This is a genomic window from Streptomyces sporangiiformans (genome assembly GCF_005768555.2).
Lineage (GTDB): Bacteria > Actinomycetota > Actinomycetes > Streptomycetales > Streptomycetaceae > Streptomyces > Streptomyces sporangiiformans.
Window position 1 is genome coordinate 1 of record NZ_VCHX02000342.1, and the last position, 16722, is coordinate 16722.

The window sequence follows — 16722 nt, forward strand, 5'->3', positions numbered from 1 at the left end:
CGCCGCGGCGGGCGGCCCGCTCCAGGCGCCGCGGCCACGGTGTGCCGTCCCACAGTTCCCAGAGCGCCTCCTCGGCCGTGCCGCCGCCCGCGAGGCGCTCCCGGGCCTTGCGCAGCAGCGCGCCCAGGCGCTGGGCGCCTCTCGCGTACGACGGGTCGTGCGCGACCAACCGTTCCGGCTCGGCCAGCGCCCGCGCCAGCAACTCGTCCGAGGGCGGCGGGACGAGGTTGCCCCCGGCGCGTTCCTCCTCGCGCAGTGCGCGGCCCAGGCGGCGCAGATCAGCGGCGTCCATACCGGTCATCGGGGACGCGAGAAGGGTGAGCGCGGTCTCGGTGTCGAGCCAGGGCGCCTGGGGCGCGGGCTCAGATGTCGCTTCGGGCGGCTCAGCCGGCCCCGCGCCGTCCCGGACCGCTGCCCCGGCCACCGCCTTGAGGGCCGTCAGCAGCGGTGTCACCGCCGGTTCGTGCCGGAGGGGGAGGTCGTCGCCGTCTATGTCGAGGGGGACGCCGGCCGTCGTGAGTGTGCGGCGGATCGTCGGAATCGTGCGGGAGCCGGCACGCACCAGGACGGCCATCTCGCCCCAGGGGACGCCGTCCTCCAGGTGGGCACGGCGGAGGATGTCCGCGATGTTGTCCAGCTCCGTGCCGGGGGTCGGGTACGTGTAGACCTCGACGCGGCCGCCGTCCCGTACGGGAGTCAGCTCTCTGTGGGCGCGTACCTTCTCCGCCGGAAGGCGGGTCAGGGGCATGCGCTGGGTCAGCAGCCGGGTGGCCCCGAGCAGTTGGGCGCCCGACCGGCGTGACGTTCTCAGGACCTCGACCGGCGCCGGCGCGCCGTCCGCGCGCGGGAAGGTGTGCGGGAACTCCAGGATGCCGTTCACGTCGGCGCCCCTGAACGCGTAGATCGACTGGTCGGGGTCGCCGAAGGCGACGAGGGTGCGGCCGCCGCCCGCGAGCGCCTGGAGGAGACGTACCTGCGCCGGATCGGTGTCCTGGTACTCGTCGACGAAGATCGCGTCGTACTGCGCGGCAAGACGCGCGGCGGTCTCGGGGCGGTGGGCGAGGAGTACCGCGCGGTGCACCAGTTCCGCGTAGTCGAGCACTCCTTGCAGGTCGAGAACGTCGAGGTACTCGGCGAGGAAGACGGCGGCGGCGCGCCAGTCGGGTCGGCCGATGCGGGAGGCGAAGGCGTCCAGGGCGTCTGGGCCGAGGCCCAGTTCGCGGCTGCGGGCGAGGACCGCGCGGACCTCGTCGGCGAAGCCGCGGGTGGTCAGGCAGGCGCGCAGCTCGTCCGGCCAGCGCACGTGGGCGAGGCCGAGCCGCTCCAGGTCGGGCTGGCCGGCCAGCAGTTCACGGACCGTCACGTCCTGTTCGGGTCCGGAGAGCAACCGCAGGGGCTCCACGAACAGGCCGCTGTCCTGGTGGGCGCGGACCAGGGCGTAGCAGAAGGAGTGGAACGTCGTCGCCTGCGGCGCGCGGGCCGCCCCTATGCGCAGTGCCATACGGTCACGCAGTTCCACGGCGGCCTTGCGGCTGAACGTCAGCACCAGGACCCGCTCGGGGGTCGTGCCGCGCTCGATCCGCGCCGCCACGGACTCCACGAGGGTGGTCGTCTTGCCGGTGCCCGGACCTGCGAGGACGAGGAGCGGGCCCCCCTTGTGGTCAACCACGCGGCGCTGCGCTGCGTCCAGCAGAGGGGGATCTACCCGGACAGGCGGGGTACGCACCAGTCGGTAAGCGCCACGGTTCCCCTGTCGCCCCTGGTGGTGCGACAGGCGCCTGGTGGAAGAAGAGGAGCTCACGTGGTTCGCCGGTCCTGGTGGGTGTGCCATTGGTCACTGCCGGCGCGGAGCGCCGTCGTTGCGAGGTGGTGGTCGGGCGACGGGTGGGTGGACGGCCGCGCGTGGAGGGCGGTGGCCGCGTGGTGAGGGGGATGCGCGCCGTCGACGCTACGCCGGTGGACGCTGCGGAAGGAGGGCTTCCTCTTCTTCCCTCGAACCCCTCACGTCGCGTGCGTCCCCCACGCCACGAAGGTACGGCATGTCACGGACGCGCCCCGTTTCCCCCGTACGGGCCGCGGATCCCCCTTTCGGGCCTTCGATGGCGGAAGCTGTCAGGTGTGACCCTGTGCGTGCTCACCGCCGTCCCACCGCGCCCGCTTCATGTCGACTCGCGGGAGGTGGCCCTCGGAGGCCCTGCTCGCCTCCTTCAGGGGGGTGCCTTCCGTGCGGTAGTGGCCCAGGGCGTCCAGTTCGTGGCCCGGGAGCAGCACGCCGTCCGCGCGTATGACGCGCCACCACGGCACGGCTCCTCCGTAGAGGGCCATCACGCGGCCGACCTGGCGCGGCCCTCCCTCCTCCAGCCATTCGGCGACGTCCCCGTACGTCATGACGCGCCCGGGCGGGATCAGCTCGGCGACCTCGAGGACCCGCTCCGCATACTCCGGCAGGGCGTCCACCGGAAGACTTTCCTCGCTCATCCGACCCATCCTGCCCCACCCCACCGACAACGTGACGCGGTGGCGACCGTGCGTATTCCTCGCTCCGAAGCGGCACTTCGGGCAGACTGTCCGCCCCCGCATTGGCCCCTGATGCCCTCCTGTGTCGGCGGAGCATGCCACCATCATGCGGGCGGTGACTGGTGATACGAGATCAAGAAGAGACGATGAAACAGCAGGGCGTGCACCCCGAAGACGCGGAGGGCACCTCTGAGGTTTCGCCACGCCCCGACGCCGACGGCGACTCGGACGAGCGCACCTCGGACACGCCCGGCATGACGGACAAAAACACGCCGACCGCCCACAATGAGAAGGACAAGCACTCCCCGGAGGAGCGCGAGCAGACGAACGATCACACCCCGGACGCGCACGACCAAACGCGCGCGCCGAACCCCGACGACGCCGTCCCTGAAGAGGTCGAGGGCGACGAACCGCTGCTCCCCGCGCGCGTGCACCGTCCTTCCGACCTGATGCGCCTCCTGGTGGGCATCCTCGCTGTCGGTGTACTGCTGGCGATCGCCGCGTTCGCCCACGGCACGACGTCCGGGCTCGCCCAGGACATCAACAAGGGCACCGATGAGGCGCCCGACCTGCTGATCAAGATCGCGGGGCTCGCGTCGAGCATCGCGATCCTCCTGGTGCCGGTGGCCTTCGCGATCGAGCGGCTGATCAAGCGGGACGGGCTGCGCATCGCCGACGGCGTCCTGGCCGCGGTGCTCGCGCACGGGGTGACCCTCGCCACCGACCTGTGGGTCGCCCGGGGCGCCCCGGACTCGATCCAGAAGGCGCTCACCCAGCCCTCGCCGGGCGATGTCCATGCTCTCACCGACCCCGTTCACGGCTATCTCGCTCCCGTCATCGCCTACATGACGGCCGTCGGCATGTCGCGCCGACCACGCTGGCGTGCGGTGCTGTGGGTGGTCCTGCTCCTCGACGCCTTCTCCATGCTGGTGACCGGCTACACGACTCCGTTCTCGATCATCCTGACGGTGTTGATCGGCTGGACGATCGCGTACGGAACGCTGTACGCGGTCGGCTCGCCGAACGTGCGGCCCACGGGACGGACGCTGATGGCGGGCCTGCGGCACGTGGGCTTCCACCCGGTGAGCGCATCCCGCGAGGAGACGCAGGAGGGCACCGAGACCGGCGACCGCGGGCGGCGCTACTTCGTGACGCTGGAGGACGGCCCGCCGCTGGACGTGACGGTGGTCGACCGGGAGCAGCAGGCGCAGGGCTTCTTCTACCGCGCGTGGCGCAACCTGACGCTGCGTGGCTTCGCCACGCGCCGCAGCCTCCAGTCGCTGCGCCAGGCGCTGGAGCAGGAGGCGCTCCTGGCCTACGCCGCCATCGCGGCCGGCGCCAACGCGCCCAAGCTCATCGCGACCTCCGAGCTGGGCCCGGACGCCGTGATGCTCGTCTACGAGCACATCGGCGGTCACACGCTCGACACCCTGCCCGACGACGAGATCACCGACGACCTGTTGCGTGACACCTGGCACCAGGTACAGGCGTTGCAGTCGCGGCGCATCGCGCATCGCAGGCTGGCGGGCGACGCGATTCTGGTGGATCGTTCCGGCACGGTCATCCTCACCGATCTGCGCGGCGGCGAGATCGCGGCCGGTGAGCTGCTGCTGCGCATGGACATCGCCCAGTTGGTGACCACGCTCGGCCTGCGGGTCGGCGCGGAGCGCGCGGTGGCGTCGGCGGTCGGGGTGCTCGGCCCCGACACGGTCGCCGACTGTCTGCCGATGCTGCAGCCCATCGCGCTGACCCGTGCCACGCGCGCGACACTGCGCAAACGCGGCAGGGAGCGGGCCCAGCGCGAGCGCGAGGCCGTCCTGGAGGCCTCGCGGCACGCCAAGCCGGACCGCGAAGAGCACGAGGAGGACACCCGGCCCCTCCTCGAAAAGCCGGACAAGAAGGCCGTACGTGCCGAGAAGCGCTCCGAGAAGCGGGCGATCGACGAGGCCGTGGAGGAGGCCCGGGAGGAGGATCTGCTCACCCAGATCCGCCACCAGGTGCTGCTGATCAGGCCGCAGGCGCCCGTCGAACCGGCCCGCCTGGAGCGCATCCGGCCCCGGACGCTCATCAGTTTCATCGCCGGTGCCATCGGCGCGTACTTCCTGCTGTCGCAGCTCACGCACATCGAGTTCGGCACCCTGTTCGACAACGCCGAGTGGGGCTGGGTCGCAGCGGCCGTTCTCTTCTCGGCGCTGAGCTACTTCGCGGCGGCCATGAGCCTGCTGGGCTTCGTGCCCGAGCGGGTGCCGTTCCTGCGGGCCGTGGCAGCGCAGGTCGCCGGGTCCTTCGTGAAGATCGTGGCGCCCGCGGCGGTGGGCGGTGTCGCCCTCAACACCCGCTTCCTGCAGCGCGCGGGGGTGCGCCCGGGGCTCGCGGTGGCGAGTGTCGGAGCCTCGCAGTTGTTCGGCCTGGGCAGCCACATTCTGCTGCTGCTCGCCTTCGGTTACCTGACGGGGACCGAGAAGACGCCGTCGCTGTCGCCGTCTCGCACGGTGATCGCGGGTCTGCTGACCGTCGCGGTACTGGTGCTGGTGGTGACCTCGATTCCGTTCCTGCGGAAGTTCGTCGTCACGCGCGTGCGGTCGCTGTTCGCTGGTGTCGTGCCGCGCATGCTCGACGTACTGCAGCGGCCGCAGAAGCTCATCACCGGTATCGGCGGCATGCTGCTGCTGACGGCCTGCTTCGTGATGTGCCTGGACGCGTCGATCCGGGCGTTCGGCAGCGACGACATGCCCGCGCTGAGCATCGCGAGCGTCGCGGTCGTCTTCCTCGCCGGTAACGCGCTGGGCTCGGCGGCGCCGACCCCGGGTGGCGTGGGCGCCGTCGAGGCGACCCTCACGGTCGGTCTGATCGCCGTCGGACTGCCCAAGGAGGTCGCGGCGCCCGCGGTGCTGCTCTACCGGCTCCTCACGCTGTGGCTACCGGTACTGCCCGGGTGGCTGTTCTTCAACCACCTGACGCGCAAGGGCGCGCTCTAGGCAAATACATCTATGGCCTGTCGTACGCGGGGAGCGGAAGTGCCGCTCACCCACACGGCCCGCGCCCCGAGCGCCCCCTCGGGTACGCCCCCAGGATGGAGGCATGCCGACTCCTTCCCGGCTACGCGCCGCCGCCCTGGCCGCCGCCCTTCTGCTGTCCGCGCCCGTTGCCGGATGTGACAGCGAGCCCGAGGACGAGAACCTGCCGACGCAGAAGCTGAGCTGGGAGGACTGTCCGGAGCCGTCCGACGCCCAGGGAGACGGAGAGGCCCCGTCGCCCCTGCCGGACGGCGCCGTATGGCAGTGCGCGATCATGAAGGCACCCCTCGACTGGGACAAGCCCGAGGGCGACACGATCGGGCTCGAGCTGATCCGGGCGCGGGCGAGCGGCGCCAAGGACGAGCGGATCGGCTCGCTGATCTTCAACTTCGGCGGCCCGGGCGGCTCCGGCGTGACCACACTGCCCGCGTTCGGCGAGGAATTCACGCAGCTGCGCACCCGCTACGACCTGGTCAGCTTCGACCCGCGCGGCGTCGGCCGCAGCGCGGGCGTCGAATGCGTGGACGACGAACAGCTCGACGAGTACTTCCAACAGGACGCCACCCCCGACAGCGGGGCCGAGCGGGAGACGCTCGTGGACAGCACCAAGGAGTTCAACTCGGCCTGCGAGGAGAACTCCGGGAAGGTCCTCCCGCAGGTGAGCACGACCGACGCGGCCCGCGACATGGACCTGATGCGGCAGGTCCTCGGCGACGACAAGCTGTACTACTTCGGCATCTCGTACGGCACCGAACTGGGTGGCGTCTACGCGCACCTGTTCCCCAAGAAGGTGGGACGGGCCGTCTTCGACGCCGTCGTGGACCCGACGCAGAATCCGGAGCAGGGCTCGCTCGGACAGGCCAGGGGCTTCCAGCGCGCGCTCGACAACTTCGCCGAGGACTGCACGTCGAAGGTGGAGGAGTGCCCGCTCGGCGACACCGCCGAGGACGTCAAGGACCGGATCACCAGACTGCTCGAGGACCTCGACAGCAAGCCGATCCCGGGCGTCTTTCCGCGCATGCTGACCCAGACGGCCGCCACCAGCGGCATCGCGCAGGCCCTCTATTCCCAGGACTTCTGGGAATACCTCACCGAGGGGCTCCAGCAGGCGTACAACGGCGACGGCCAGATCCTGATGCTGTTGTCCGACTCCTTGAACGGGCGGAACCAGGACGGGGAGTACAGCAACGTCGCCGCCGCCAATGTGTCCATCAACTGCGCGGACGACAAGTCGCGTTACACCACCGCCGATGTGGAGGCGAAACTTCCGCAGTTCCGCGAGGCCTCCCGCCTTTTCGGCGACTACCTGGCGTGGGGCCTGCTCAGCTGCACCGACTGGCCCGTGCCCGGGGCGGCCGACCACCCTGACGTGAGCGCACCGGGTTCGGCGCCGATCCTCGTGATCGGCAACACCGGCGATCCGGCGACGCCGTACGAGGGTGCCCACAAGATGGTGGAAGCGCTGGGCAAGGGCGTCGGCATCGAGCTGACGTACAAGGGCCAGGGACACGGCGCGTACGACAGCGGGAACAAGTGCGTGCGCGATGCGGTGAACGGCTATCTGCTGGACGGCAGGATCCCGCCGTCAGGGCTCGTCTGCTCATAAGAGAGCAGATTAAAACCGCAGGTCACAGCGTTATCCACACCCTGCGACGGCTTCGTGTCGATCTGCCTAGTATGGCCTGACCGTCATGCGCGGCTCGGTGCGGATGACAAGCGAGGGGGGAAGGGTTCATGGTGCGTTTCGTACGATCCACGGCGCTGGCCGCGGCCGCTGTGCTGGTTTCCGGGCTCGCGGCGGGCTGCGGTGGCGGCTCGTCCGACGACGAGGGCAAGCTCACCTCGCAGAAGCTCGACTGGGACGACTGCAAGGCCACGTCGGACGGCCCCGCGCCGGGCAGCGGCTGGGAGTGCGCCACACTCAAGGTGCCATTGGACTGGGCGAAGCCGACGGGCGAGACGACCGACATAGCGCTGATCCGGGGCAAGTCCACCGGCAAGGGCTCACGCATCGGCTCACTGCTGTTCAACTTCGGCGGTCCGGGCGGCTCGGGCGTCTCCATGCTGCCGGCGTACGCGACGCTGACCCCCAAGCTCCGCGACCGCTACGACCTGGTGAGCTTCGACCCGCGCGGGGTCGCGGCCAGCAAGGGCGTGCGCTGTCGGAGCGACAAGGAGATCCAGGCCGCTGAGTCCGTCGACTCCACGCCGGACACCGCGGCCGAGGAGACGGCCTACCTCAAGGACTCCGCGGATTTCGGCAAGGGCTGCGCGAAGTCCGCCGGCAAGCTCATGGCACATGTCTCGACCACCGACACGGCCCGCGACATGGACCTGATGCGCCAGGTACTGGGCGATCAGAAGATGCACTACCTCGGCATCTCGTACGGCACCGAACTGGGCGGCGTGTACGCCCACTTGTTCCCCAGGAAAGTGGGCCGCCTGGTGCTGGACGCCGTCGTCGACCCGAGCGCCGACACGGTCGGGCATGCCAAGAACCAGACACGCGGCTTCCAGCGCGCGCTGGACAACTACCTCAAGTCCACGGGACAGGACCCGCAGGAGGGCTCACAGAAGATCGCGGATCTGTTGAAGAAGATCGACGGGAAGGCGCTGCCGACGTCGAGCGGCCGCAAGCTCACGCAGACGCTGGCGCTCACCGGCATCGTCCTGCCGCTCTACAGCCGGCAGAGCTGGCCCACCCTCACCACTGCGCTGGACGCGGCTGAGGAAGGCGACGGTTCGGAACTGCTGAAGCTCGCCGACGACTACAACGAACGTGACGCGTCGGGGAACTACGGCACGACGACGCATTCACAACGAGTCATATCGTGCTTGGACGACAAGGAGCGGCCCACGCCGGCGGAGACGAAGAAGCTGCTCCCCGAGTTCCGGAAGATATCGCCGGTCTTCGGCGAGTTCATGGGCTGGGACACGGCCGGCTGGTGCCACGACTGGCCGGTGCCCGGTCAGCGCGAGACACCCGAGGTCAGCGCGCCGGAAGCCGACCCCGTCCTGGTCGTGGGCAACACCGGCGACCCGGCGACGCCCTACGAGGGTGCACGCAGGATGGCGGACGAACTGGGCAAGGGCGTCGGCATCGAGCTCACCTGGAAGGGCGAGGGGCATGGCGCGTACGGGAGCGGGAGCTCCTGCGTGGACGACACGGTCAACGCGTACCTGCTGGACGGGACAGTGCCGAAGGACGGCAAGGTCTGCGCGTCGTAGACCGGGCGGCGGGCCACCGGCTCCGGTTCGGACGTGGGCGAGCAGCGGGCTTCCGGCTCTCGCCCCGCCGTGCCCGCGCGGCAGGATCTCGCGCAGCAGGAAGGGGCCCGGCACACCCGGTGCCGAGCCCCTCTTCGCAAGGCCTTCGCCTAGTACACCGGCTTCTCGGGCTCGATCTGGTTGACCCAGCCGATCACACCGCCGCCGACGTGCACCGCGTCCGCGAAACCGGCGGACTTGAGCACGGCGAGAACCTCCGCGCTGCGGACACCCGTCTTGCAGTGCAGAACGATCTTCTTGTCCTGCGGGAGGCTCTCCAGGGCGGTGCCCATGAGGAACTCGTTCTTCGGGATCAGCCTGGCGCCGGGGATCGAGACGATCTCGTACTCGTTCTGCTCACGGACGTCGATGATCTCGATCTTCTCGTCGCTGTCGATCCACTCCTTGAGCTGCTTGGGAGTGATCGTCGAGCCGGCGGCCGCTTCCTGGGCCTCCTCGGAGACGACGCCGCAGAAGGCCTCGTAGTCGATGAGCTCGGTGACGGTGGGGTTCTCGCCGCAGACCGCGCAGTCCGGGTCCTTGCGGACCTTGACCTGGCGGTACTGCATCTCCAGGGCGTCGTAGATCATCAGGCGCCCGACCAGCGGCTCGCCCGTGCCCGTGAGGACCTTGATCGCCTCGGTCACCTGGATGGAGCCGATGGACGCGCACAGCACGCCCAGGACGCCGCCCTCGGCGCAGGAGGGGACCATGCCCGGCGGCGGGGGCTCCGGGTAGAGGCAGCGGTAGCAGGGGCCGTGCTCGGACCAGAACACGGAGGCCTGACCGTCGAAGCGGTAGATCGAACCCCATACGTACGGCTTGTTGAGGAGCACGCACGCGTCGTTGACCAGGTAGCGGGTCGCGAAGTTGTCCGTGCCGTCGACGATCAGGTCGTACTGGCTGAAGATGTCCATCACGTTTTCGGCCTCGAGCCGCTCTTCGTGAAGGATCACGTTCACGTACGGGTTGATGCCGAGCACGCTGTCGCGGGCCGACTCGGCCTTGGAGCGGCCGATGTCCGCCTGGCTGTGGATGATCTGACGCTGCAGGTTCGACTCGTCGACCTCGTCGAACTCCACGATGCCGAGCGTGCCGACGCCCGCCGCCGCCAGGTACATGAGGGCCGGCGAGCCCAGGCCGCCGGCGCCCACACAGAGCACCTTGGCGTTCTTCAGCCGCTTCTGCCCGTCCATCCCCACGTCGGGGATGATCAGGTGGCGGGAGTACCTGCGGACCTCGTCTACGGTGAGCTCAGAAGCTGGCTCGACCAGGGGTGGCAGCGACACGGGGACTCCGTTGGTCGGTCAATCACTACGGTTGTTCTCTCCGTAACACTGCCACGCCCATCTTCATTCCGAGACACCCGTTCCGACCCGCGAGACGATTTCGTCCCAGTAGCCGGGCATGGATGCCCAGGGGTCGGTGCGGCCGCCGTCGTCCGTGCGGTCGGTGAAGTAGATCGTCGAGGCGCCCTGCCAGCGGGCGATGCGCAGCGCCTCCTCGAGATGGCCGCGGGGCACGCCGTGCACGAAGTGGCAGAAGCGCTCCGGCGGGTATTCGGCGGTCCACTCCGCCACCTGCGACCAGCGGTAATCGCTCCAGGGCCCGGCGAACGTCACCAACTGGTCGGCGGTTTCGGCATATCCGGGATAGGGGTGACCGCCGTGGCCGAGGACGATATGCCCCTCGCCGAGAAGCGCGCGCAGGGTGGTGACGGTGCGCCGCACCTCCGGGAGCGCTGTCCGCCCTGTGGGACAGTCGTCCAGCAGGAAGCCGTCGACCCGGTACCAGTCGAGGTACCGCTGCGCTTCCGTGATCAGCTCGCCGAAGGCGCGTGCGCCGTGCGTCATGTCCAGGTGGCCCAGCACCCGGACGCCGGCGTTCCGCAGTCGTCCCGCGGCCTCCAGGCAATGCGGGTCGGAGCGGGTGCCGGGTCCGTCCGCGACGTTCAGGACCACCCAGTGCAAAGGGGTTCCGGGGCGGGCGAGTTCGCCCCATTCGAGCGGTGCGACGAGGGGGTGCGCATAGCCGGGGACACCGAAGCCGAGGCGTATGTCGGTGCTGGCGGCACCCGTTGCGGCGCTGGTCAGATACGGCATGCGGCCTCCATCCAGATGTCGGCCAGGGACTCTTCGAGGTTGATACGGGGCCGCCAGCCGAGCCGGTCGCGGGCGGTGCGCACGTCGGCCTGCTGCCAGCTGCCGCAGCCGTCCGGGTAGGGGTATGCGGCCGGGGACGTGTGCTCCGTTTCGGAGCGGGGGTGCCCGATGGAGGGCCTGATGGGTGAAGGCGGTCCGTCGAGTTCGTGCAGCGCGCCGCCGTAGCCGGCCACGCGCGCGAGAACGGCGGCCGCGTCCCGGAGGCGTACGGCGCGTCCGGAGCCGATGTTGATGACGCCCTGCGCGGCGGAGAGCGAGGCGGCGTGGACGGCGCGCGCGACATCGCGTACGTCGATGAAGTCGCGCTGGACACCCAGTCCGCCGAGTTTGAGTTCCCCGTCGCCGGACTGCATGGCGCGGCGCATGGCCTCGGCGAGGCGGCCGAGGGGCGAGCCGGCAGGGGTGCCGGGGCCGGCCGGCGAGAACACGCGCAGGACGACGGCGTCCAGGCCGGAGCCCAGGACGAGCTCCGTACCGGCGAGCTTGCTGACGCCGTACGGGCCGCCGGGGCGCGGTACGGCGTCCTCGGCCGTGCAGGAGCCGGGCTGGCTGGGGCCGTACTCGGCGCCGCAGCCGATCTGGACGAGGCGTGCCCCGCAACCGCTGCGGCGCAGGGCCTCGCAGACGGTGGCGACGGCGACCGTGTTGTGCCGTGTCAACTCGCGGGCGCCACCGCGGGTGGCGCCCGCGCAGTTGATGACGACGCCGGGATGCACCGCGTCCAGGAAGCGGGTGAGCGCGCCCGGGCTGCCGCTGGCGAGGTCGAAGCGTACGTCCGCGTCGTCGCCGCGGCCGAGCGCGGTGAGCTGCACGGCCGGGTCGGCGAGGAGGCGGTCGGCGACGAACCGGCCCAGGTATCCATTCGCTCCGATCAGTAGCACCCTCATCGGGCGGCTCCCGGAGTGGTTTTTCCGATGCGGAGGGTGATCATGTCTGGTTCTCCTTCAGGAGTGTTGCCATGGTTCGTCAGGGAAGCCCGCGGTGTCGGCAACCGCGGGAGGGGTGCGCACGGCTCGATGACTGGGTGCCGAGCGCGGGGTGCGGTTCACGGCGTCCCGCCGCGGTCCGCATGGGCCGAGGCCCGGGTGAGCTTCCTGGTCGCGTGGACCAGGAGCGTGAGTGCCGCGGCCCCGCACACGAGGGCCGGCACGATGCCGGGCCCCCGGGCGGCGACCACGGTCTCGACGGGTACGGCCAGGAACGAGCAGCCGGGCAGACGGCCTGCGTAGACACTCGCCAGAGCGATCGCCTCCGCCGCGCCGGCGGCGGCGAGGACGACGGCGGGGGCGTGCGTGAAGCCGTGCACGGTGAGCAGCCGGGCGAGCAGCAGCAGCGCGCCGAGCCCGGCGGCTCCTGCGTACCCGACCGGTTCACCCAGCAGCGACCCGCACAGCGCGAGCAACCCGCCCAAGGCGGCGAGGTACAGGCCGAAGGTGCCCAGGAGCAGGGGTCGCACGGAGGCGGTGAACTCCTCCAGGGCACGGCTGGCGGCCAGTCTTCGCCGGGCGCGTACGGCGAAGAAGTGGGCGCACCAGGCCGCCGGGGCGCAGGCCAGGGTGAGGGCCAGGACGGACGTGAGGGCGACCGGCCAGGGGCCGTAGGGGTCACCGTTCGGCCGGCCGTCCGGTCCGCCCGCGATGCCTGCGCCGAGCAGTCCGTCGCCGAGGAGGGCGTACACGAGGAGCCAGCAGGTCCACACGCGCGTGCTCGCTGTCGTGCGCCTCTCCCGCGTGGCGTGCAGGGGGCCGCGGCGGAGGGCCACGCGCAGGCCGGCGGCGACGGCGAGCACGCCTACGACCGCGACGACGAGGCGGGGCCGTCCCTCGGTGAGCCGCAGCCCGGTCACCGCGGCCGCGCACAGGGCACCCGGCAGCAGGGCGAGCACGGCCCAGCCGGCGCGGATGCCGGGAGCATCGGGTGTCGCCGCCTGCGGTGGCGTCTCGCCGACGCGGGGCACGCGCGCGTACATCTCCTCAGCCAGCGAGAACACGTCCCGGTGCCGGCAGCGGGCTGCGGTCCGATCGGTCACCCCGTGCGCTTCCAGCTCCGCCGCGATCTCCAATGGATCCACGGCCCGCTCGCACAGCTCGCGGTGACGGTGCATCAGGGCTTTCACGGGGTCCACGGCACCTCGGCGGGTGGTCGTGGATTCGGCGGAGTCAGCGTCCGGCGAGTCCTCGACGCCCGTAGTGGACTCATGGGGCGAGCCCTCGGCGCCAACGGTCACCAGCCAGTCGTCCGTCCGCGCGTCCCACGCTCCGGCGTCCCCCGGGGGCCGAGTCAGGTCCATGTCCCGTCGTCGTGCGCTCACCGTGCCCCCTCCCCGGCGGGCATCGGCTCCGTCCCGGTGTCCGAAGCCACCCCCCGGACCGGCGGCCCCGCCGCCCATCTCGGTGCGCCGTCCGCCGCCCGCTTCAGTGCGCCGTCCGCCGCCGCGAGCCGCGTGCCACGCTCGGCCCACCTTCCGGGCACATGCGCCTCGGCCGGTACGGCGAACAGCAGCGGCTCCCCCGTATCGCCGACGGCAACGCGCCGCACGGGGCAGCGGGAGATGATTTCCATATAGATGCTGTGAAATGCCGTGATGTTCTGCTCGACGGTGAACAGTTCGAGGGCACGCGCGCGTGCCGCCGCACCGAGGCGCTCGCGGCGCTCGGGGTCGCGCAGCAGGGCGACGCACGCCTCGGCGAGCGCCCGCGGATTGCGCGACGGCACCACCAGACCGGTACCGCCGATGATCTCCACGACCGCGCCGACGTCCGTGGACACCGTGGCACGTCCGCTGAACATCGCCTCGACAAGGCTGATCGGGAAGCCCTCGACAACGCTGGACAGGACGACCACGGCCCCCGCCCCGTAGGCCTCGGCGAGGCTGGGCGCCTCCGGCCCGCCGATCTCCGCGAAGGAGACCGGGTTGGCGCCGGCGGCACTCACGTCCTGGCCCTCGTCGGGAAAGAGCTGGGCGGCCAGGGCCTTGCACTGGGCGAGGTACGTCGCACCGTCCGGCCCTTCGGCGGGTGCGCCGACGATCCGCAGCCGGGCCTTGGGGCGCTCCTGGCGGATCGCCGCGAAGGCGTGCAGCAGCGAGAACAGATCCTTGGCGGGCTCGATCCGCCCGACCCAGACCAGCGTGTCGGGATCGGCGCACTCGGCCCGTTCGCCCACCTCCGAGAAGCGGGACGCGTCCATGCCCGGATAGACGGTACGGAGTTTGGCGCGGTCGGCGCCGCACCGCTCCTGCCAGCGACGGGCGTGCGTGTTGCCGGGCGTGATGAGCGCGGCCTGCCGGTACGCCTCGGCCGCGAGCCGGCCGTGGAACGCCGCGAGCAGAGCCCGCGCCGAAGGCGACGCCTCACGAGAGCCAGGAGCGCCATGAGAACCCCGGGCGCCATGAGAACCACGTGCGCCCAGATAGTGCGCCCGCAGCTGCACCCCGTACTCCGTGACCAGCAGCGGCACTCCCGAGAAGTGCCGTGCGAGCAGTCCGGTCAGGGCCGCCGCGCCGCCGGACGTGGCGTGGCACAGGTCGACGGAGCCGAGCGCGTCCTCCTCCTCGTACCAGTCGAGCGACAAGGGGCGCAGGGTGCGCTCCAGTTGGGCCGCGACAGCCAACAGGTCGGGCACGCGTGCGTCCCGTGCGGCCCGCAGGGCACCGGGCGCGCGACAGGCGCCCTCGAGGACGCGTACGGCGGCCTCGGAGCGCAGAGCACCGACCAGGCCGCCGCCCTCGTCCCGGGCGAGTTCGGCGAGCCCGTACAGCGCGGCGCCGAAACGGTCCGCCACGCCCGCACCGTCATCCCCGGAGCCATCCCCCGCACAAACAGCTGCCGCCAGCTCTCCGTAGCACTCGGCGAACCGTCGTCGTGCCCGTCTCCCGTACCCCACACCGTCGTCGTCCGCGGTCCACAGCGGTGCGGTGCGTACGCGGCCGACCTGGGGCGGGAGCGGGATCCAGCCCTCGTCCTCCTGCCGCTCGCTCCGGCTGAGCGCGTAGATGTGGAAGTCGTGTTGTCCGAGCCCGCGCACGAGCCGGTCGCACCAGAGCCTGGCGTCACCGCTCACATACGGATAGCCACCCTCCGTAAGCAGTCCGATGCGCACGAGTACACCTCTGATCTCCCGTATGGGGAACCGCCGTTGTCCAGCGGCTCACAGCGGGACGAACGTACGCGGACATGACGGTGGCGCGACGGACGGTTGTCCATCGCGCCATCAAAAGGGGTGAACGGTCGTAACTTTCGCGTACGGATCGCGTTCCGCCGCGTTAATTGCCCGGGAACGGCCAGGGATTGGCCCGGCAGCGGATCCCGTCATGGTTGAGGAACTTGGTCTGCTGCTGCATGACGGGCGCGAGGTCCCCGTCCCTGTCGCAGCTCACATGGCCATAGCCGAGCCGGTGACCGACCTCGTGGTTGATCAGCATCTGACGGTACGAGAACATCTTGTCGCCGTACGTCTCGGAGCCCTGGGCCCAGCGATACGCGTTGATCATCACGCGGTCGGTGGCTGCGGAATCGCAGGAGACGTTGTCCTCGGTCGTGTCGAGGCCCGACTTGGCGCACCAGGTCGCGGTGGTGCCGGGGCTCGCCAGCGTGATGACGAAGTCGGGTTTCCCGGAGGAGATCCGCTCGAAGGTTCGTCCGCCGCCGTGGGCCCAACTCCGCTCGTCGTTCAGGGTTTTCTGCACGGCCTGCGCGAAGAGTTCACCGTCCAGGCCGAGGCCCTTTTCGACGTCGACGCGGTAGGTGAATTTCTGGCCGGTGCCGGGCGCCTGGTCGAATCCGCGGATCGCGTCGAACTCGCCGCCGCCCTTCAAGGTCGCGGCCAGCGGGTACTTCTTCGCCATTTGCTGGTTGTACGTCAGCGGGACCGCGTCCGCGTCGGCCGCCCCGGGCGGAGTCGGCCGCTTGTCGCCGCGGGAGGGGTAATCCTTGGCCGCCCGGTCCGCGCTCCCCGCGGTCTGCGAGCGCGCGGAGGTGTCCTCGCCGCCGATGACCTGCCCCGCCACGACCACGGCCAGCACGGTGGTGACAGCGGCGGCCGCGATCCCGGTGAAGGTCCGCCCCTTGCCCCCCTTGGCCTTCTCCGGCCGCTCGCCCTCCGGGGGCACCTTGTGCTCGACGTCGTCCTCGACGCCGGTGTCCCACACGGTGACGGAGGCGTACGGGTCCGCTCGAAGCCCCGAGGCGGCGGAACGAGACGCGGAACGGGACGCGGAACGGGACGCGAAGATGTCGTCGTCCTCGTCGAACGCGTCGACGTAGTCCTGCCGAGGGCCAGACCCTGGCGGCGGCCCCTGCCGCTGCCGGGGAACCGTGGGTCCTCGCCGCCCCGGACCGGCGCCTGGCGCGCCGTACTCGTCGGCGCCCCCGAACTGCCCCCAGCCGCCGCCGGGTTCACGCTGCTCCGGGTGCCCGCCACGGACTCGGGGGACGCCCCGAGCGGGCGTGCCGTCGGCAAGACGTGGGACGCCATGGGCGGGGGTGCCGTCCGCAAACCGCGGCAGGCCCTGGGCCGGCGTGCCGTCAGAAAAGCGCGGAACCCCGCGCGCCGGGGTGCCGGGGCCACCGCGCATCGGTGGTGAGCCGCCCATCGTTGGAGAACCGTCGCTCATCTGCGGCGGCTGCGGTGCCGAGGGGGCCCGGCGGCGTCCCCCACTCGGCTCCGGGCGACCGCCGCCCTGAACCGGAACTACCGGTATGTCCGCGGTGTCGCCGCCCTCGCGGGCCGCTCCACGTCGGCTGTGACGTCCCACGCGC

Annotated in this window: 11 protein-coding genes; 3 read left to right on the top strand and 8 right to left on the bottom strand. The window is 71.0% G+C overall.

All coding sequences use genetic code 11. The annotated features are described in order from the left end of the window. The coding region (locus tag FGD71_RS43695; protein ID WP_140936068.1) for an ATP-dependent helicase at positions 1–1801 on the bottom strand (1801 nt) is incomplete at its 3' end. Between the two features lie 311 nt (positions 1802–2112). After that, positions 2113–2478 (bottom strand): MGMT family protein, encoded by a 366-nt coding sequence (locus tag FGD71_RS43700; RefSeq protein WP_276147193.1) that lies wholly within the window; start codon positions 2476–2478, stop codon positions 2113–2115. A gap of 185 nt (positions 2479–2663) precedes the next feature. Between FGD71_RS43700 and FGD71_RS43705 the strand changes: the two genes are divergently transcribed. The 3 genes from FGD71_RS43705 to FGD71_RS43715 all read left to right on the top strand — a co-directional run bounded on the left by FGD71_RS43705 (position 2664) and on the right by FGD71_RS43715 (position 8762). Next, entirely contained in the window at positions 2664–5495 is a 2832-nt protein-coding gene (locus FGD71_RS43705; protein WP_119106163.1) for a lysylphosphatidylglycerol synthase domain-containing protein, read from the top strand. 103 nt (positions 5496–5598) lie between these two features. Next, the gene (locus FGD71_RS43710; RefSeq protein ID WP_119106164.1) at positions 5599–7140 is read left to right on the top strand and encodes an alpha/beta hydrolase; all 1542 of its coding nucleotides are present in this window, start codon (positions 5599–5601) and stop codon (positions 7138–7140) included. 128 nt (positions 7141–7268) lie between these two features. Further along, positions 7269–8762 (top strand): alpha/beta hydrolase, encoded by a 1494-nt coding sequence (locus FGD71_RS43715; RefSeq protein WP_119106165.1) that lies wholly within the window; start codon positions 7269–7271, stop codon positions 8760–8762. A gap of 149 nt (positions 8763–8911) precedes the next feature. Here the strand turns inward: FGD71_RS43715 and moeZ are convergent, their stop codons facing one another. From moeZ to FGD71_RS43745, 6 genes are all read right to left on the bottom strand, one after another. Next, positions 8912–10090, bottom strand: coding sequence for an adenylyltransferase/sulfurtransferase MoeZ (gene moeZ / locus FGD71_RS43720; protein ID WP_119106166.1), 1179 nt, complete (start codon positions 10088–10090; stop codon positions 8912–8914). A 63-nt stretch (positions 10091–10153) separates the two neighbouring features. Beyond that, positions 10154–10903, bottom strand: coding sequence for a spherulation-specific family 4 protein (locus FGD71_RS43725; protein WP_119106167.1), 750 nt, complete (start codon positions 10901–10903; stop codon positions 10154–10156). After that, entirely contained in the window at positions 10891–11850 is a 960-nt protein-coding gene (locus FGD71_RS43730; protein ID WP_119106168.1) for an NAD-dependent epimerase/dehydratase family protein, read from the bottom strand. Before FGD71_RS43730 ends, FGD71_RS43725 begins: the two co-directional genes overlap by 13 nt. A 158-nt stretch (positions 11851–12008) precedes the next feature. Continuing rightward, positions 12009–13253, bottom strand: coding sequence for a hypothetical protein (locus FGD71_RS43735; protein WP_420878403.1), 1245 nt, complete (start codon positions 13251–13253; stop codon positions 12009–12011). 17 nt (positions 13254–13270) lie between these two features. Continuing rightward, positions 13271–15064, bottom strand: coding sequence for a DUF3492 domain-containing protein (locus FGD71_RS43740; protein WP_119106169.1), 1794 nt, complete (start codon positions 15062–15064; stop codon positions 13271–13273). Positions 15065–15227: 163 nt separating this feature from the next. Continuing rightward, the gene (locus FGD71_RS43745) at positions 15228–16718 is read right to left on the bottom strand and encodes a DUF3152 domain-containing protein (RefSeq protein ID WP_162931395.1); all 1491 of its coding nucleotides are present in this window, start codon (positions 16716–16718) and stop codon (positions 15228–15230) included. Between the last annotated feature and the right edge of the window lie 4 nt (positions 16719–16722).